General features: G+C 54.1%; 18 protein-coding genes and 7 tRNA genes. 7 read left to right on the top strand and 18 right to left on the bottom strand.

Going from position 1 to position 17,562, the window contains the following annotated elements; translation table 11 throughout:
- Window positions 1-34: 34 nt before the first annotated feature.
- Entirely contained in the window at window positions 35-517 is a 483-nt protein-coding gene (locus AB4K05_RS04835) for a zinc ribbon-containing protein (protein WP_368478867.1), read from the top strand.
- Between the two features lie 96 nt (window positions 518-613).
- Here AB4K05_RS04835 and rihA read toward each other — a convergent pair whose 3' ends face one another.
- From rihA to miaB, 10 genes are all read right to left on the bottom strand, one after another.
- Window positions 614-1,549: a pyrimidine-specific ribonucleoside hydrolase RihA gene (rihA, locus tag AB4K05_RS04830; RefSeq protein WP_368478866.1), complete on the bottom strand. Its 936-nt coding sequence runs from the start codon at window positions 1,547-1,549 to the stop codon at window positions 614-616.
- A 118-nt stretch (window positions 1,550-1,667) separates the two neighbouring features.
- Window positions 1,668-2,393 (bottom strand): amino acid ABC transporter ATP-binding protein, encoded by a 726-nt coding sequence (locus AB4K05_RS04825; RefSeq protein ID WP_368478865.1) that lies wholly within the window; start codon window positions 2,391-2,393, stop codon window positions 1,668-1,670.
- The gene (gltK, locus tag AB4K05_RS04820) at window positions 2,393-3,067 is read right to left on the bottom strand and encodes a glutamate/aspartate ABC transporter permease GltK (protein ID WP_368478864.1); all 675 of its coding nucleotides are present in this window, start codon (window positions 3,065-3,067) and stop codon (window positions 2,393-2,395) included. The genes AB4K05_RS04825 and gltK overlap by 1 nt, the downstream gene beginning before the upstream one ends.
- A complete protein-coding gene (gene gltJ / locus AB4K05_RS04815) occupies window positions 3,067-3,807 on the bottom strand; it encodes a glutamate/aspartate ABC transporter permease GltJ (protein WP_368478863.1) in 741 nt (246 codons plus the stop codon). Before gltJ ends, gltK begins: the two co-directional genes overlap by 1 nt.
- Before the next feature lie 167 nt (window positions 3,808-3,974).
- Entirely contained in the window at window positions 3,975-4,898 is a 924-nt protein-coding gene (locus AB4K05_RS04810) for an amino acid ABC transporter substrate-binding protein (RefSeq protein ID WP_368478862.1), read from the bottom strand.
- Between the two features lie 419 nt (window positions 4,899-5,317).
- Complete coding sequence (lnt, locus tag AB4K05_RS04805) at window positions 5,318-6,856, bottom strand: apolipoprotein N-acyltransferase (protein ID WP_368478861.1); 1,539 nt, start codon at window positions 6,854-6,856, stop codon at window positions 5,318-5,320.
- A 5-nt stretch (window positions 6,857-6,861) separates the two neighbouring features.
- A complete protein-coding gene (gene corC, locus AB4K05_RS04800; RefSeq protein WP_166515079.1) occupies window positions 6,862-7,740 on the bottom strand; it encodes a CNNM family magnesium/cobalt transport protein CorC in 879 nt (292 codons plus the stop codon).
- A 98-nt stretch (window positions 7,741-7,838) separates the two neighbouring features.
- The gene (ybeY, locus tag AB4K05_RS04795; RefSeq protein WP_368478860.1) at window positions 7,839-8,306 is read right to left on the bottom strand and encodes an rRNA maturation RNase YbeY; all 468 of its coding nucleotides are present in this window, start codon (window positions 8,304-8,306) and stop codon (window positions 7,839-7,841) included.
- Window positions 8,303-9,349, bottom strand: a complete 1,047-nt coding sequence (locus AB4K05_RS04790; RefSeq protein WP_368478859.1) for a PhoH family protein — start codon at window positions 9,347-9,349, stop codon at window positions 8,303-8,305. Before AB4K05_RS04790 ends, ybeY begins: the two co-directional genes overlap by 4 nt.
- Before the next feature lie 154 nt (window positions 9,350-9,503).
- Window positions 9,504-10,928, bottom strand: coding sequence for a tRNA (N6-isopentenyl adenosine(37)-C2)-methylthiotransferase MiaB (miaB, locus tag AB4K05_RS04785; RefSeq protein WP_368478858.1), 1,425 nt, complete (start codon window positions 10,926-10,928; stop codon window positions 9,504-9,506).
- Window positions 10,929-11,078: 150 nt separating this feature from the next.
- Between miaB and ubiF the strand changes: the two genes are divergently transcribed.
- On the top strand, window positions 11,079-12,254 hold the full coding sequence (gene ubiF / locus AB4K05_RS04780) for a 3-demethoxyubiquinol 3-hydroxylase (RefSeq protein ID WP_368479164.1): 1,176 nt from the start codon (window positions 11,079-11,081) through the stop codon (window positions 12,252-12,254).
- Between the two features lie 120 nt (window positions 12,255-12,374).
- Here ubiF and AB4K05_RS04775 read toward each other — a convergent pair.
- The 8 genes from AB4K05_RS04775 to AB4K05_RS04740 all read right to left on the bottom strand — a co-directional run bounded on the left by AB4K05_RS04775 (window position 12,375) and on the right by AB4K05_RS04740 (window position 13,649).
- Window positions 12,375-12,449: transfer RNA gene (locus AB4K05_RS04775), tRNA-Gln, on the bottom strand.
- 37 nt (window positions 12,450-12,486) lie between these two features.
- A tRNA-Gln gene (locus tag AB4K05_RS04770) sits at window positions 12,487-12,561 on the bottom strand.
- Window positions 12,562-12,606: 45 nt separating this feature from the next.
- Window positions 12,607-12,683: transfer RNA gene (locus tag AB4K05_RS04765), tRNA-Met, on the bottom strand.
- A 22-nt stretch (window positions 12,684-12,705) separates the two neighbouring features.
- A tRNA-Gln gene (locus AB4K05_RS04760) sits at window positions 12,706-12,780 on the bottom strand.
- Between the two features lie 37 nt (window positions 12,781-12,817).
- Window positions 12,818-12,892: transfer RNA gene (locus AB4K05_RS04755), tRNA-Gln, on the bottom strand.
- A gap of 20 nt (window positions 12,893-12,912) precedes the next feature.
- A tRNA-Leu gene (locus AB4K05_RS04750) sits at window positions 12,913-12,997 on the bottom strand.
- 9 nt (window positions 12,998-13,006) lie between these two features.
- A tRNA-Met gene (locus tag AB4K05_RS04745) sits at window positions 13,007-13,083 on the bottom strand.
- Between the two features lie 200 nt (window positions 13,084-13,283).
- The gene (locus AB4K05_RS04740; protein WP_368478857.1) at window positions 13,284-13,649 is read right to left on the bottom strand and encodes a hypothetical protein; all 366 of its coding nucleotides are present in this window, start codon (window positions 13,647-13,649) and stop codon (window positions 13,284-13,286) included.
- A 204-nt stretch (window positions 13,650-13,853) separates the two neighbouring features.
- Between AB4K05_RS04740 and AB4K05_RS04735 the strand changes: the two genes are divergently transcribed.
- From AB4K05_RS04735 to AB4K05_RS04715, 5 genes are read left to right on the top strand one after another with little or no spacing between them, the layout of a single operon-like run.
- Window positions 13,854-14,186 carry an HMA2 domain-containing protein gene (locus AB4K05_RS04735; protein WP_368478856.1) on the top strand — a complete coding sequence of 111 codons (333 nt, stop codon included), beginning with the start codon at window positions 13,854-13,856 and terminating at the stop codon, window positions 14,184-14,186.
- A 19-nt stretch (window positions 14,187-14,205) separates the two neighbouring features.
- Window positions 14,206-14,895: a hypothetical protein gene (locus AB4K05_RS04730; RefSeq protein ID WP_368478855.1), complete on the top strand. Its 690-nt coding sequence runs from the start codon at window positions 14,206-14,208 to the stop codon at window positions 14,893-14,895.
- Window positions 14,879-15,190 (top strand): hypothetical protein, encoded by a 312-nt coding sequence (locus tag AB4K05_RS04725; protein ID WP_368478854.1) that lies wholly within the window; start codon window positions 14,879-14,881, stop codon window positions 15,188-15,190. Before AB4K05_RS04730 ends, AB4K05_RS04725 begins: the two co-directional genes overlap by 17 nt.
- Window positions 15,177-15,479 carry a YtxH domain-containing protein gene (locus AB4K05_RS04720; RefSeq protein ID WP_368478853.1) on the top strand — a complete coding sequence of 101 codons (303 nt, stop codon included), beginning with the start codon at window positions 15,177-15,179 and terminating at the stop codon, window positions 15,477-15,479. Before AB4K05_RS04725 ends, AB4K05_RS04720 begins: the two co-directional genes overlap by 14 nt.
- The gene (locus tag AB4K05_RS04715) at window positions 15,476-17,560 is read left to right on the top strand and encodes a heavy metal translocating P-type ATPase (protein ID WP_368478852.1); all 2,085 of its coding nucleotides are present in this window, start codon (window positions 15,476-15,478) and stop codon (window positions 17,558-17,560) included. The genes AB4K05_RS04720 and AB4K05_RS04715 overlap by 4 nt, the downstream gene beginning before the upstream one ends.
- Window positions 17,561-17,562 lie beyond the last annotated feature (2 nt).

Genomic DNA, 17,562 nt, shown 5'->3' with positions numbered 1-17,562 from the left:
ATTAGAATAGGTTAACCGGCTGGGAGAGGAAACAATGAACAAGGTTGCTCAAATTTACCGTGAACTGGTCGGTACGCTGACCGAACGCCTACGCAACGGAGAACGCGATATTGATGCGCTGGTGGCACAGGCGCGGGCTAAAGTGGCGCAAACCAGCGAGTTAACGCGCACAGAAATCGATGAGCTTATTCGCGCGGTGCGTCGCGATTTAGAAGAGTTCGCCATGAGTTATGGCGAAAGCCAAGAAGATGAATCGGACAGCGTCTTCTTGCGGGTGATTAAAGAGAGTATCTGGCAGGAATTGGCGGATATTACCGATAAAACGCAGCTCGAATGGCGCGAGGTGTTCCAAGACCTTAGCCATCACGGCGTGTACCACAGCGGTGAAGTTGTTGGGTTGGGAAATCTGGTGTGCGAGAAATGTCACTACCATCTGGCAGTGTATACGCCAGACATTCTGCCGCGCTGTCCGAAATGTGGGCATGACCAGTTCCAGCGCCGGCCGTTCGAACCGTAGTCGGCAGCGCCGGATGGCGAGGCGTTGCTTTTTATCAGGTCTACACGTTTTGCGTTTGATGTAGACCGGATAAGCGCTAGCGCCATCCGGCGTAACTTAGGCGTAAAATTCCAGCCGTGCTGCCAGCAGGTCAACAAACCCTTGGCGGTCGATGTCCACCATCACTTCGGCGTTGGGCTTATTCCCTGTCAGGCTGTAATAATCCACCACCGTCATTCCTTGCGTGTATTTCCCCTGCGTTTCTACGCCGACCCAGCGCTCAACGGTCGTGAACAATTCTGGCTTCAGCAGCCACGCGATAGTGCACGGGTCGTGCAGAGGCGCGCCGACGAATCCCCATTTCTCGTCTTTGTGATATTCCATAAAGAAATCGAGCAGTTCGGCAACGATGGTGGAAATTGGGTTGCCAATTGCGCGGAAGCGCTCGATATCGCTGGCGTGAATCTGGGCCTTATGGGTGACGTCCAATCCTGCCATCACCACTGGAATGCCTGACTGGAAGACAATTTCCGCCGCCTCGGGGTCTACGTAGATATTGAACTCGGCGGCAGGCGTCCAGTTGCCGAGCGTCATTGCGCCCCCCATTATCACAATTCGCGAGATTTTCGCGTGCAGTTCCGGGTGGCTATTGAGCAGCAGTGCGACGTTGGTCTGTGGGCCGGTAGAAACGATAGTGACCGATTCACGGCTTTCGCGCAGAGTTTTTGCCATTAGTTCAACGGCGGTGCAGTTTTGCGGGGCAAAGGCGGGCTCCGGTAGCGCCGGGCCATCTAAGCCGCTTTCACCGTGTACGTTATCGGCGATAATGAGCTCACGCATTAGCGGCTTCACTGCGCCGCCTGCTACCGGAATATCCGGGCGCTGGAGCAACGTGAGCATGCGCAGCACGTTGCGTAGGGTTTTCTCCGGCGTTTGGTTGCCGGCGGAAGAGGTGATGGCTTTCACCTCAAGCTCAGGGGAGGCGAGGGCGAGGACGATAGCTATCGCGTCATCATGACCCGGGTCGCAATCAAGAATAATTGGCTGTGCCATAGCGGTTCCTTATCGGCGTTATTTTGTGACAAGGGTAAGGCTTAGAGGTGGAATGGACGAGAATAGATATGTCAAAGCGTGATGAGACGCGCACTCTGCTGAGTGCGCGTAGGATTGATTAGTGCAGAATTTTGGCGAGGAAATCTTTGGCACGATCGGATTTTGGATTGGCGAAGAAGGCCTCTTTTTCGGCATCTTCGACGATCTTACCTTCATCCATAAAGATCACCCGGTTAGCCACTTTACGCGCAAAGCCCATTTCGTGGGTCACCACCATCATCGTCATCCCTTCGTTAGCCAGTTCAACCATCACGTCCAGCACTTCGTTGATCATCTCTGGATCGAGTGCGGACGTCGGTTCATCAAACAGCATGGCCACCGGATCCATACACAGCGCACGAGCGATTGCCACGCGCTGCTGTTGGCCGCCGGAAAGCTGGGCGGGGAATTTATTGGCGTGAGCAGAAAGACCTACGCGCTCGAGCAGCTTTAAGCCCTTGTCGCGGGCGGCCGCTTTATCGCGCTTGAGCACTTTAACCTGCGCCAGCGTCAAATTTTCGATAATCGACAGGTGCGGGAACAGTTCAAAATGTTGGAACACCATGCCAACGTGCGAACGCAGGTTGGCGAGGTTGGTTTTCTTATCGTTGACTTTGGTACCGTTAACCTCGATTTCGCCTTGCTGCACCGGCTCTAGGCCATTGACGGTTTTGATCAGGGTCGACTTCCCGGAGCCGGACGGCCCGCACACCACCACCACTTCGCCTTTTTTCACGCTAGTGGAACAGTCGGTCAGCACCTGAAATTGGCCATACCATTTAGAAACATTTTTCAGGGTAATCATTATACGGTCCTTTTCTTCAAGTAGCTGACCAGCAGCGAGGCACTCAAGCTAATTACAAAATAGACAAAACCGGCAAACAGGATCATTTCTACCTGCGTACCATCACGCTCGCCAATGGTTGAGGCGGTGCGGAAGAAGTCGGCAAGACTCAAAACGTACACCAGCGAGGTATCTTGGAACAAGACAATCCCCTGGGTGAGCAGCAAAGGCACCATGGCCCGGAAAGCCTGCGGCAGAATGATAAGCTTCATCGACTGCCAATGGGTCATCCCCAGCGCTAACGCGGCGCTTGACTGTCCGCGAGAGATGCTTTGAATACCGGCACGAATAATCTCCGAGTAGTAGGCGGCTTCAAACATGGAAAACGCGACCATGGCTGAGATGAGGCGAATATCGTTTTTCGGCGATAGCCCCAGCACGTTTTGTAGGAAACCTGGCACAATCAGATAAAACCACAGCAGCACCATCACCAGCGGTACGGAACGGAAGACGTTTACGTAGGCTTTGGCAAACCAAGCTACGGGCTTAAATGTGGACAGGCGCATCACCGCCAGAATGGTGCCCCAGACGATGCCGATGATAATGGCTGTCACGGTAATTTTGAGCGTGATAACCAGACCTGCCAGCAGGTAGGGCATCGACGGGACAATGGAACTCCAGTCAAATTCGTACATTATTTACCCCCCAGATTGCCGGGCAGGCGGATTTTGCGTTCTACCAATGCCATCACCAACATAATCACCGCGTTAATCAATACATAGGCGAGGGTGATCGCCGTAAAGGATTCCCAAGCGTGCGCCGAGTAATCCAGCAGTTTGCCCGCTTGAGCGGCCATATCCACGAGACCAATGGTTGATGCGATGGCCGAGTTTTTCACTAGGTTCATCATCTCAGAGGTCATTGGTGGCACGATAACGCGATAGGCGTTTGGCAGCAGAACGTAACGATAGGCTTGCGGCAGGGTCAGCCCCATCGCTAGCGCGGCATTTTTCTGCCCGCGAGGCAGCGATTGAATTGCTGCACGCACCTGTTCGCATACGCGAGCGGCGGTGAACAAGCCCAAACAAATCATCGAAGAGAGGAAGAACTGAATGTTGGGATCCAGTTCGGACTTAAACCACATACCGATATCTTCCGGCAGCAGCTCTGGCACCACTAGGTACCAAGTAAAGAACTGCACGATCAGCGGGACGTTACGGAACAGCTCGACGTACAGTGTGCCTAGGGTTGATAAAAAGCGGTTAGGGACGGTACGCAAAATACCGAATAGCGATCCCACCAGAAAAGCGATTATCCAGGCGGTAATGGATAGGGCGACGGTGACCTGAAAGCCGCTCCAGAGCCAGCCGAGATAGGTGGTGTTGCCGAATGGGGCCTGTTGTAAAAAGATACCCCAGTTCCAGTCTATGGACATAAATGTACTCCAGAAAAAAAAAGGGTAGCAGGACTCCTGCTACCCTCGAAGATTGTAGAACAGCGTTTTGCGGTATTCAGGCCAGGTGGGGAACGACCACCTGACTTATAGTCTGTCCGTGCTGAGCGACAATCGAGAGGGCAGATTATTCCGCCCTGTTTTTTTAATTAGTTAAGTGCTTTGTCATTTGGCGTTTTGAACAGCGTTTTCATCTCTTCAGACAGCTCGAAGTTCATGTTCAGGTTTTTCGGTGGAATTGGGTTTTTGAACCATTTATCAAACCACTTGGTCGCTTCACCTGAGGTCTGCGCCTGAGCGATGGTGTCATCCATCAGCTTTTTAAAGTCTGGGTCGTTTTTACGCAGCATACAGCCGTAGGCTTCTTGAGATTGCGGCTTGCCGACGATCTCCCAGTTGTCCGGCTTCTTGGCTTTCGCACGTTCACCCGCCAGCAGAGCATCATCCATCATAAAGGCGACGGCACGACCACTTTCCAGCGTACGGAAGGAGTCCCCGTGGTCTTTAGCGCTGATGATGCGCATATTCATTTTTTGTTCGTCATTGAGCTTGTGCAGCAGAATTTCAGAGGTGGTGCCAGAGGTCACGACTACCGCTTTGTCTTTCAGATCGGCGAAATCTTTAATCGCGCCGCCTTTTTTAGCCAGCAGACGGGTGCCGACGACAAAAATGGTGTCAGAGAACGCGGCTTGTTTCTGGCGCTCAACGTTGTTGGTGGTAGAACCACATTCGAAATCAAAGGTGCCGTTTTGCAGCAGCGGAATGCGGTTCTGTGAAGTGATAGGAATCAGCTTCACTTCCAGTTTCGGGTTGTTGAGCTTTTTCTTGATAGCGTCAACGATGGCGTTGGAGTAGTCCTGTGAGTAACCGACCACTTTTTGCTCGTTGTCATAATAGGAGAACGGTACGGAAGACTCGCGGTGACCGACAACGATCACGCCGTTTTTGGCAATTTTATCCAGAGTCGATTGCTGCTGTGCGGCATCGGCTGCTGGCTTCGCATCTTCCGCATGCGCCAGACCTGCGGTGACACCCATGACCAGCATGGCGGCGGCCAGTTTACGTAATTGCATTTCCAACTCCTTTATCCTCTGCATCGGTAATGATGCATTGATACCCATTGTGAATGTCGTGTTGTTATAGGCTGCACTTTTAAATAGCAGCGTTATGTGTGTTTGTTAGCATTTAGTTTGGCTTAATGTAAAGATTTTGCTGCCATATTGTTTATTTTTGCGAACTGCGCCGCACCGCATTGAGGCAAAAAATACCGTTTGCACGATTATGGTGCTACCGATGTCTTTTGATGGTGCAACTGAGTTGCGCTATTCCGCGTCTTGATAATATTAAGCAAGTGGCGTGCCAGAGTGGGCTTTTGGCGGGAGAGGGCGAGTAGGAAAGATCTCGTAGGCCTGATAAGCAAAGCGCCATCAGGCACGATAAGCATAACTGCCGGATGGCGGCGTACCGCCTTTTCCGGCCTACAGGTAGATGATTAGCGGCGTCGTTGACGCAGGCTCATCACCAGCGCGCCAAAGCCAAACAGCAGAGTTATCAGCCACAAGGACCAGTCACCGGTGCGCGCATACGGCGTTAATCCCGTGGTTGGCGTCACCTTCGCGGTCAGCACTTGGCGGGTAAACTGCGGGATCATTGCCTGAACTTCACCGCGCGGGCCAATCACGGCGGTAATGCCGTTGTTGGTGCTACGCAGCAGCGGACGAGCCAGCTCCAGCGCACGCATACGTGCCATCTGGAAATGCTGCCACGGGCCGATGGATTTGCCAAACCAAGCATCGTTAGAAATGGTCAGCAGGAAGTTGGTATCCGGACGGAAGTTGTCGCGCACCTGTTGGCCGAGAATAATCTCGTAGCAGATAGCGGCGGTCAGCTTCAGATTATGCGCTTGTAGCTGCGGCTGAACGTACGGCCCACGGCTAAAGGACGACATCGGCAGATCGAAGAATGGCGCCAGCGGACGGAGAATCGACTCTAGCGGCACAAACTCGCCAAACGGCACCAGATGGTTTTTGTTATAGCGGTTTGCGGACTCGTAACTGTACGGACTGTCTTTGCCCAGCGTGATTATCGTGTTGTAGGTGTCGTAGCGATTCTGCTTGTTCAGGCGCGCATCGACGATACCGGTAATCAGCGTGCTGTCTTTTGCCCGTAGTAAATCATCCATCATGCTGAGGAAACGCTGTTGATTTATTTCTAGGTCTGGAATCGCTGATTCAGGCCAGATAATCAGCTGCGATTTGCCCATCACCTTTTCGGTCTCGTCGAGGTAGATCCTCAGCGTGTTCAGCAGTTCATTTTCGTTCCACTTCATAGCCTGAGGAATATCACCCTGCACCATCGAAACTTGGGTGGTTTTGTCCGTCTGCAGCGTGTACCACTGGATGTAGCGCAGCGGGAAGGGCAGAGCGAATAGCACTACGCCAACCGCCAGCGGACGCCAGTTGCGGGTGACCAGTGCCAGCGCCAACAGGCCGCTTACCGCCATCAGCAGGAAGTTAATGGCCCCAACGCCCATTACCGGCGCCAGCCCTTTTAACGGGCCGTCAATTTGGCTATAGCCGAACTGCAACCACGGGAAACCGGTCAGCACCCAGCCGCGTAGGAACTCGGTGAGTTGCCAGACGACAGGAGCGGCAATTGCCACGCGCATCCAGTCGGTTTTCGGCCACAGGCGTGACAAAATTCCCGCGAACAGACCGGTATACAGCGACAGGTAAGCCGCAAGGAGGACAACGAGGAAAACGTTAACTGGACCCGGCATACCGCCAAACTGCGCGATGCTGACGTAAACCCAGTTGATGCCGGTGCCGAAAAGCCCAAAGCCCCAGGCATAGCCGATAGCGGCAGCCTGCACCGGACGACGGTTTAGCGTCAGAGCCTGCAGGCCTAACAGCGAGATGATCGCTGCAGGCCAAAAGTCATAGGGAGAAAAAGCCAGCGTTCCGCTGGCTCCGAAAAGTAGCGCCAGCAGCAGACGAATGCGCTGGCGTTCAAGCAATGAGGCAAATGCCATGAAAATTATTCATCCAGTTTCGGTTGTGGGGAATCGTCTGGGATTTTAACGTGAACCTGAATAATACGACGGCTATCCGCCATGGCTACCTTAAACTGGTAACCATCGATGTCGATGGTCTCACCGCGAGCCGGCAGATGGCCAAAGGCCTGCATCACCAGACCGCCGATAGTATCGACTTCTTCATCACTGAAGTGGGTGCTAAACGCGTCGTTGAAGTCTTCAATAGACGCCAGCGCACGTACCGTCCAGGTGTGACGACTGAGCTGACGGAAGTCGATATCGTCCTCTTCGTCATACTCGTCTTCAATTTCCCCAACAATCAGTTCGAGAATATCTTCAATCGTCACCAGACCCGAGACGCCGCCAAACTCATCGATAACGATGGCCATATGGTAGCGCTGGGAGCGGAACTCCTTGAGCATCCGGTCAACCCGTTTGCTTTCCGGCACGACAACCGCGGTGCGTAACACTTTATCCATGCTAAAAGCTTCGGAATCGCTGCGCATAAACGGCAGCAGGTCCTTAGCCATGAGGATCCCTTCAATGTGATCCTTGTCTTCGCTGATAACCGGGAAACGCGAGTGGGCGGACTCAATGATGACATCGAGACATTCGTCCAAGGTCTGGTTGCGTTTCAGGGTGATCATCTGAGAGCGGGGGATCATGATGTCGCGGACGCGCTGGTCGGCGATATCCATTACCCCTTCGAGCATGTCGCGCGTATCTTCATCGATAAGCTCGTTCTGCCCGGAATCACGGATCAGCGCCAAGAGGTCGTCACGGTTTTTTGGTTCACCGTGAAAGAGCTGGCTGAGTAAGAGGGAGAAGAATCCCTTTTTGCTGTTTACTGTGTCACTACTGTGTGAATTGTCGTCGCTCATGGCGTCGTTTGGGTTCTCATATTGGATTAATTGTCGCTCGTCGCGCGTAAATTCAGCGCCGGACGGCATGTAAAAGAATCGGGCCGAAGCCCGACGTTTTATTCTTTCTCGGAAATGTACGGATCCTCATAGCCTAGAGCAAGCATTATCTCTGTCTCGAGGCTTTCCATCTCTTCCGCTTCTTCATCTTCGATATGGTCATAGCCCAGCAAATGCAGGCTGCCGTGGACAACCATATGCGCCCAGTGGGCGTCCAGCGACACGCCCTGCTCTTTGGCTTCCCGCTCAACGACCTGGCGGCAGATAATCAGATCGCCCAGCAGCGGCAGTTCCATTCCCGGTGGCGCTTCGAAAGGGAAGGAGAGGACGTTAGTCGGTTTATCCATCCCACGATAGGTCAGGTTGAGCTCGTGGCTTTCTGCCGTATCGACCAGACGAATCGTCACTTCTGACTCTTCCTGGAACTGTGGAACCACGGCATCAAGCCACTTCTGGAACTGACTTTCTTCTGGCAGACCGGTGTTGTCTTCACAGGCCAACTGGAGATCGAGGATCACCTGACTCATTTCTGCTCCTGCGCCTGAGCTTCGCGTTTACGTTCTGCGGCCTGCTCGGCTTTACGTTTTTGATCGGCTTCTTCCCATGCTTCATAGGCGTTGACGATACGGGCAACCACCGGGTGGCGCACGACGTCTTCGCTGTGGAAGAAGTTAAAGCTAATTTCATCGACTTCAGCCAGCACTTCAATGGCGTGGCGAAGGCCGGACTTGGTGCTACGCGGCAGGTCAATCTGGGTGATGTCGCCGGTGATGACCGCTTTCGAGTTAAATCCAATACGCGTCAGGAACATCTTCATCTGTTCGATAGTGGTGTTCTGGCTTTCATCGAGAATAATAAAGGCATCGTTGAGCGTACGGCCGCGCATGTAGGCCAGCGGCGCGACTTCAATGACATTGCGCTCAATCAGTTTCTCTACCTTCTCAAAACCGAGCATCTCGAACAGCGCGTCATACAAAGGGCGCAGATACGGGTCCACCTTCTGACTCAGATCGCCCGGCAGGAAGCCCAGTTTTTCACCGGCTTCGACCGCAGGGCGGGTCAGCAGGATACGGCGAATTTCCTGACGTTCCAGCGCATCTACCGCAGCAGCCACAGCCAGATACGTTTTACCGGTCCCCGCGGGGCCCACGCCGAAGGTGATATCGTGGTCAAGAATATGGGCGATGTACTGCGCTTGGTTCGGCGTACGTGGCTTGATAACACCGCGCTTGGTTTTGATATTGATGGCTTTGCCGTAATCAGGCACGCTTTCTGCGCTTTGTTCCAGCACACGTGCTTCTTTGATGGCCAAATGGATTTGTTCAGGCTCAATGTCCTGAATCTGGCCGCGCATTGGTGCCGTATCAACATACAGGCTGCGCAAAATATCGGCAGCGGCGGTCACGCAGATAGCGCGTCCCGTCAGTTTGAAATGGTTATCGCGGCGGTTGATTTCGATGCCCAGTCGTCGCTCCAGCTGTTTGATATTGTCATCAAACGGGCCACACAGGCTCAGCAGACGGGCATTGTCGACTGGCTCCAGGGTAATTTCGCGAGTGTCTATGTTCAAACTGTTCCTCTTATGCGTGAGTTGCCGGAAGACAAGCAGTTACCGGCTGATAAAGGAATTATTCACGCCGTTGTAAAAAGGCGCAAGCATTGCAACAAATATGGGGATAGCAGGAGGAAATACAAGGCCCGCCGGAGAAGACGGGCCATGATGATTAAGGCTGATAAATTCCGACGCCAGAATCGCTTTCTTTGCGGGTACGCGCAATAACCGACTCTGGGGATTCGACGGTACGCAGCCCCATCTCTTCTTCGGTTCGTACCAGTTTGCCGCGCAGCGAGTTGGTATAAACGTCAAGAATTTCAACGTCAACGAACTTACCGACTAAATCCGGGGTGCCTTCAAAGTTCACCACGCGGTTATTTTCGGTACGCCCGGTCAGTTCCATGATGCTCTTGCGAGAAGTCCCTTCCACTAGGATGCGCTGGACGGTGCCGAGCATACGACGACTCCAAGCCATCGCCTGCTGGTTGAGACGTTCCTGCAGAATATACAGACGCTGCTTTTTATCCGCTTCCGGCACGTCGTCAATCATATCGGCAGCCGGTGTGCCAGGACGCGCGGAGAAGACAAAGCTGTAGCTCACGTCCATATTGACGTCGGCAATCAGCTTCATCGTCTGCTCGAAATCTTGGTCGGTTTCACCAGGGAAGCCGACGATAAAGTCGGAGCTAATCTGGATATCCGGGCGCGCTTTGAGCAGCTTGCGGATAGTCGATTTGTATTCCAGCGCGGTGTGGGTGCGGCCCATCATCGTCAGAACCCGGTCGGAACCGCTCTGGATTGGCAGGTGCAGGAAGCTCACCAGCTCCGGTGTATCGCGATAAACATCGATAATATCGTCGGTAAACTCAATAGGGTGGCTGGTGGTGAAACGCACGCGGTCAATACCGTCAATAGCGGCGACTAGGCGCAGCAGTTCGGCGAACGAACCCGTGGTACCGTCGTAGTTTTCACCGCGCCAAGCGTTAACGTTTTGCCCCAGCAGGTTGACTTCACGTACGCCCTGAGCTGCCAGTTGCGCGATTTCAAACAAGATATCGTCGCACGGACGGCTAACTTCTTCACCGCGGGTGTACGGGACAACACAGTAAGTGCAGTACTTGTTACAGCCTTCCATGATGGAGACAAAAGCCGTTGGGCCGTCAGCACGGGGTTCCGGTAGGCGATCGAATTTCTCGATTTCCGGGAAGCTCACGTCGACTACCGGGCGGCGGTTATTGCGCACCGCATCAATCATCTCCGGCAGACGGTGCAGAGTCTGTGGGCCAAAAACGATATCCACATAGTGCGCACGCTGGCGGATCAGTTTTCCTTCTTGGGAGGCAACACAGCCGCCAACGCCAATAATGATCTTTGGATTTTTTGCTTTAAGTAATTTCCAGCGACCTAACAGGTGGAAGACTTTTTCCTGGGCTTTCTCACGGATTGAGCAAGTATTCAGCAGCAGCACATCGGCTTCTGCTGCGTTTTCAGTCAGTTGATACCCATGCGTAGCATCCAGCAGATCGGCCATCTTTGATGAATCGTACTCGTTCATCTGACAGCCCCAGGTTTTTATATGGAGTTTTTTTGTCATCGACATGCTCTTGCTTAATTATGAATAGCCAACATTGCAGGGCGCGTATTGTAATGCTTTGGCGAGGTTGTGACCAGAGTGACGGTTATTAGCCTCAAGTCCGAAAAAGTCCGGTAAACTGGAATAATTCAGGCTTAAGGATAATAGATGATGACAATTCTTCATGCGGATGTTGCCGTCGTTGGCGGCGGAATGGTTGGCGGGGCGCTGGCGTTGGGGCTGGCGCAACATGGTTTTACGGTTGTGGTGTTGGAAAAAAACGCGCCACCGGCCTTTGAGTCCTTGGCGCCCCCCGATGTGCGGATCTCGGCAATCAGCGCGTCTTCCGTCTCCTTATTGAAAAGCCTTGGCGTCTGGGACGCCGTGCTCGCGATGCGGGCTCATCCGTGGCGCAGTCTGGAAACCTGGGAGTGGCAGAATGCGCACGTGGTGTTTGATGCCAGCGAACTGAAACTGCCCAACTTGGGCTATATGGTTGAAAATAACGTGCTGCAACTGGCGCTTTGGCAGGCGCTGGAGGCGCATCCGCAGGTGGTACTTCGCCACGGAATCTCTCTAGAAAAAATGCACTCAGCAGGCGAAGGCCAAATTTTACGCTTGGCTGATGCTAGCGAAATTCATGCGAAGCTGGTGGTAGGTGCGGATGGCGCAACGTCACAGGTTCGTCAGCAGGCCGGCATCGGTATTCACGGCTGGCAATATCCGCAGTCTTGTATGCTCATCACCGTCAAGTCCGAAAACGAACCCGGTGACAGCACCTGGCAGCAGTTTTCACCAACCGGCCCGCGAGCTTTTTTACCGCTGTTCGACAACTGGGCCTCACTGGTGTGGTATGACACACCGGCGCGAATTCGCCAATTGCAGTCGCTTTCAATGCCTCAGCTGCAGCGCGAGATTGCCGCCCATTTCCCGGAACGTTTAGGCCAGGTCACGCCAGTGGCGGCCGGGGCATTCCCGTTGACACGCCGCCATGCGCAGCAGTATGTGCAACCGGGGCTGGTGCTGGTCGGCGACGCCGCGCACACCATTCATCCGCTGGCCGGGCAGGGCGTCAATTTAGGCTATCGTGACGTTGATGCGCTGCTGGATGTCTTAGCAAGTGCGCGCAGCGTGGGAGAAAACTGGGCAAGCCTGCCTGTGCTGCAACGCTATCAGGCGCGTCGCCGGATGGATAACTTAGCCATGCAAAGCGGCATGGATCTTTTCTATGCTGGATTCAGTAACGATTTGGCACCATTACGTGTGCTGCGTAACATCGGGCTGATGGCGGCACAGCGTGCCGGTGTGTTGAAACGTCAAGCGTTGAAGTACGCGCTGGGGCTGTAGTTCATCTATTGCCGGGTAACGCCGGTTTCATTGTCGTTTGCCCGATTAGCCTAGCGTTATCGGGCAAACAATACAGTCAGGACAAAAACAAAAAAGCTCGCCGAAGCGAGCTTTTGAAAATGGCTGGGGTACGAGGATTCGAACCTCGGAATGCTGGTATCAGAAACCAGAGCCTTACCGCTTGGCGATACCCCAACGGGTTGCGTTCACTAAAGCAAACGACTTTTGAAATTGGCTGGGGTACGAGGATTCGAACCTCGGAATGCTGGTATCAGAAACCAGAGCCTTACCGCTTGGCGATACCCCAACAATTCTTTTTGAATTTACCGATTAACTCGATAATTTCTAAATTTGGTGGCTACGACGGGATTCGAACCTGTGACCCCATCATTATGAGTGATGTGCTCTAACCAACTGAGCTACGTAGCCGATACTACTGTTTTTTCTTCGATGGCTGGGGTACCTGGATTCGAACCAGGGAATGCCGGTATCAAAAACCGGTGCCTTACCGCTTGGCGATACCCCAATACCGTCGCGGTAATCCGCAAATATCGAAGAAAAAATGGCTGGGGTACCTGGATTCGAACCAGGGAATGCCGGTATCAAAAACCGGTGCCTTACCGCTTGGCGATACCCCATCCGTGCAACGCTGGGTGAATGGTGCGGGAGACGAGACTTGAACTCGTACACCTTGCGGCGCCAGAACCTAAATCTGGTGCGTCTACCAATTTCGCCACTCCCGCAAAAAAAGATGGTGGCTACGACGGGATTCGAACCTGTGACCCCATCATTATGAGTGATGTGCTCTAACCAACTGAGCTACGTAGCCATCTTTTTTTTCGCGCTACCTTATCGGCGTTGCGGGGCGCATTATGCGTATTGAGCCCAATACCGTCAACACCTTTTTCAATGAAATTCACTGGAATGTGACTGTTTGGTTAGGTTGCGAACAGCATGGTGCAATAATCGGCAATTATTGGTTATTTACCGTTATTCAGAGCACAAGTAACACCCTGAATCAAAGCAGGGTTATCGGGTGAGTACGCTGACGATGGAAACCACCGGGCCACCGACTGTACGCTTTAATGCACCAAAAGCCAGCGTTTTCAACAAATGGCCGGCGCCAACGCGTAGGGTGTTCTCTATATAGCTTTTATCTTTCTGGCTGCTGAGCCACTGTGCTTGTTCTAACTGTGTGAGCAGTCCACTGGCTGAAACGCGCGCGGGATCGAAAGTGATAGCGACCGATCCGGCATAGAGACGATGGACGATTTCATTAATTCCATCACGGCCACGCAGTGTTTCAATAAGACGTGAAACGTCCTGCGGATTGCGCTGGATCCAGCTGGAACGAATACGAATGCGATTGGGGGTCTGGTGCAGGTAAGGAGTCATAGCCGCCTCATTTTACTTATGTAGTAATAATGAGAGTAATTTATATTTGCATTACACCCATGTCCAGCGCTCACCGCACGCAGCGCAAAAAAGAATCGCGCGCTGGCCTTTGATACATCGCAAAAGAAGGTCGATTAGCGCTGTCTGACGCTCTACATCTGTGATTTCATTAATATCACCAATAAATATCTGGGTATTAATGATATGCCTGCCGAATCCTTTGGCGATTTACTGACGCTGCGCCGTTTTGTTGAAGTGGCGCATCACATACCTGGGCGTTTACGCCTGCGTTTCTCTAATAAGCTCATCGCCAGCCTCAGCCTCAGCCACGGCAAGCTCAAGCAGCTTGATGCTTACTGTCACCCTGAAGGGTACCTCCGGCGTTATCAGATCAATAGCGACAGCGGCTCCATCGTCCTTGAATACGATGCCGCAGCCATTGCCCCACAGATTTTAAACCAGCTGTTTGGCAATGATGGCGAACAGGCGCAGCGCGCGCTGGAACAACTCGCCGTGATTCTTGACCCCTCTCACTAGATAAAAAGGACAATCCACCATGAGCACTAACGACACTAACGCACAGCAGATGCCGCCGGCAGGCTACTACCCACCATACGGCTACCCATGGTATCCGTACCCGCCGATGCCGCAGGGTATGGCATGGCCGCAGAACGGTCAGATGCCCGCTCAACCGCAGGTTCCGCCACAGCCTCAGATGCAGATGCCACCGCAAATGGCGATGGGTTTCCCGCCGATGGGCTTCCCGCAGGGCGGCGTGCCTCCTCAGTTTGCCCAACCTCATCACCAGCATCATCATCATGCCGCCGCTCAGGGCGTGGACTGGAGCCAGTACGCACAGCACGTAGTTGACGGCGCGATGGGTGAACAGGCAGGGCTGCTGAAAAATATCATCAGTACCGTCGGTATGGACGATAAAGAATTCTGGAAAGGTGCGATGGTCGGTGCTGCCGTCACGCTGCTGCTGACCAATGATTCCGTACGCGGCATGCTGATGCAGACGCTGGCAGGAGCAGGCGACATGCTGAAGGCCGGTTCCAGCAAAGTAAAAGATGGCGTGAAAAACGGCTCTGAAGCGATTAAAGAAACCGCCACCTCTAGCGCGGCTATCTTCCGTGACACTGTGAAGGCCGGAAAAGACGGTTTCCAAGAGTCCGTAGAGCGCCATCGCCAGCCAGCAGCCATGCCGTTTGACGATGAGGAAGTCGCGGATGAACAACAATCGTGACAGAAACAGCCGGGTCAGTCGCGCCGCAGTAGCCGGTGCACTGGTCGGGGGAAGCACTGCCTGTCTGCGTGAATGGCAGCGCTATCAGCAGAGCGAACAAACGCTCAATGAAGCCGCCTGTACGGTGATGAAGGAAACGGCAAAGGCCAGCCTTATCAGCGGCACGGTGATGGCAATTGCGGACGCCAATAAGGGACGTCCGCTCGAATCAGTATTGACCATCATCGGGGTTGGCGCCGCTTCTCTTTATCTTATGGACGCGTTAGCTAAGCGAGGAAAGAATGAATCAGCCTGAGTACCTATACAACCCCTATACCGGCATGTGGCAGCCGAATCCGGCTGCGATGCCGGTTCAAGCGCCTGCGGCAGCCAACGGTCGTAATCATCTGATCACCGGTCTGGTTGCCGGAGCTGCGATCGCCTATTTGCTCAGCAACCACAATGTACAGCAGGGGATCAGCAACACCGCAACCAAAGCGTGGGGCACCGTGCGCGGTGAAATGGAAGAGCTGAAGGAGCGTGTGGCCGATCTGCAGGCCGAAGTCGATTACTACCGCAGCCAGAATAAGGATGATATCGCGTGAGTGGTGTCGGCGAACGTGTGGTTATCGTTCACCAGATCCCCGGACGTGTGCGCCTGCGGATAGCCGTGCTGGCGGATTATCCCGATGCCGCGGGATGGCTGAAACAGCAGATCTTGACCTTCCCCGGCGTCAGCGGTGTACGTATCCGTCCTTCTGCGCGCAGCGTGGTGATTCAGTGGGATCGTGCTCGTACCGTGGTGACGGATATTGTGGCAGCGGTAGAAGCACTGGATTGGCAAACGGCGAACGATATTGAATTTGAAACCGAGTACTGCGGCGGTGACAACCTGCTCAATCTTGCCGGCTTGGCGCTGACGCAGATACTGCCGCCTCGCTGGGCGCGACTGCCTGCGGCGTTGCTGACGGCACCGACCATTGTGGAAGGGGCGCATACGCTGAGCCAAGGTCAGCTCAAGGTTGAAGTGCTGGATGCACTTGCACTGAGTCTGTCGATGCTGCGCGGTGACAGCCGTACCGCCATGTTGACTCAGTCGCTGCTGACGCTTGGCGAATATATGGAGCAGGAAACTAGCCGTCACTCCGACGCCCTGCTGGCCGATCTGATGCAGCCTCGCGAGCATCCTGTGTGGGTTGAACGCGACGGTAACAGCGTTGAGATCAACAGCAGCGAGCTGGTGGCGGGTGACGTCATGCTGCTGGGGCCGGGCGATAATATTCCGGCAGACGGTACGGTGCTGCGCGGCGTGGCGCAGGTAAACCAAGCTTCGATGACCGGAGAAAGCGTGCCGGTGCGCCGTGAGGCGGGATCTTGGGTATATGCAGGTACGCAAATCCAGGATGGGAACGTCGCGATTACCGCCGAGCAGGTGGGGGAATCTTCTTCTACCGCGCATATCCGCCGCTTTATTCGCGATTCGTTAACCCAGCGCAGCGAAACCCAACAGGTGACGCAACAAATGGCCGACCGCCGGGTCGCCATTACCCTTGGCGTGGGCGCAGCGGTATTTGCCATGACTCGTAGCTGGGAGCGACTGGCATCGGTATTCCTCGTCGACTATTCCTGCGCGCTAAAACTCAGTACACCGATTGCCTTTAAGTCAATCATGTATCGGGCAGCGCAAAACGGGCTGCTGCTCAAAGGCGGCAGGGCGATTGAAAAACTGGCCGATGTCGACACCGTGGTGTTTGATAAAACCGGTACGCTCACCCACGACGAGATGCAGGTTACGGATGTCATCAGCTTCAACGACCAATTGGTTCAGGCCAAACGGCTGCTGGCCATTGCCGCTTCGGTGGAAGAGCACAGCAACCATCCGCTGGCGCACGCGGTGGTAGCAGCCGCAGAGCACCATGAACTGCCGCATATCCCACACGGTGAGGTGGAATATGTGATTGCTCATGGTCTGCTTTGCGCGCTGGAAGATCATCAAATGGTGATTGGCAGCCGCCACTTCCTTGATTGTCACTACGATATTGATTTCTCGCCGTACGAAGAGGAGATCGGTGAACTGGAGGCAAAAGGACGGCATCTGCTATTCATCGGTTTTGATGACCAACTGGTGGGGATGATCGGTCTTCAGGATCATCTGCGTGAAGAAGCGTCCGAGGTCATTGCCCAACTGAAAGCGAACGGTATTCGTCAAGTTGTTCTGCTGACCGGTGATCGTGCTGAGAAGGCCTGCCAGCTCGCAGAGCGCGTGGGGATCGACAGATACGTCGCAGAAGCGACGCCGGAAAGCAAAGTGGAAGTGGTGCAGGCGTTGCAGGCGGCGGGGCACAAAGTTCTGTTCGTGGGCGACGGTATTAACGATGCGCCGGTGCTGACTCAGGCGGACGTTGGTTTAGCCATGAACCAGAGCACAGAGCTTGCGCAGCAGGCGGCGGATGCGGTGCTGTTGCAGGATAATCTGCACGGCGTCATGACTGCCCGACTGCTGTCGATGGAAGCGATGAAGCTGGTGAATAGCAACATCAAGCTGACCGAGTGGATCAACAGCGCCATTATGCTGGCGGCAGCGCTGGGCTGGCTGTCTCCGGGTGCCAGTGCGATGCTGCATAATGGCACCACGCTTGGGGTACTGTTGCGATCGCTGGCGGCGAAGAAGGGGCGCGGGGAGTAGGT

The sequence above is a fragment of the Kluyvera sp. STS39-E genome (assembly GCF_040932435.1).
Lineage (GTDB): Bacteria > Pseudomonadota > Gammaproteobacteria > Enterobacterales > Enterobacteriaceae > Kluyvera.
Note: the sequence above shows the minus strand (reverse complement) of the source record. Positions and strands in the feature narration are given on the sequence as shown.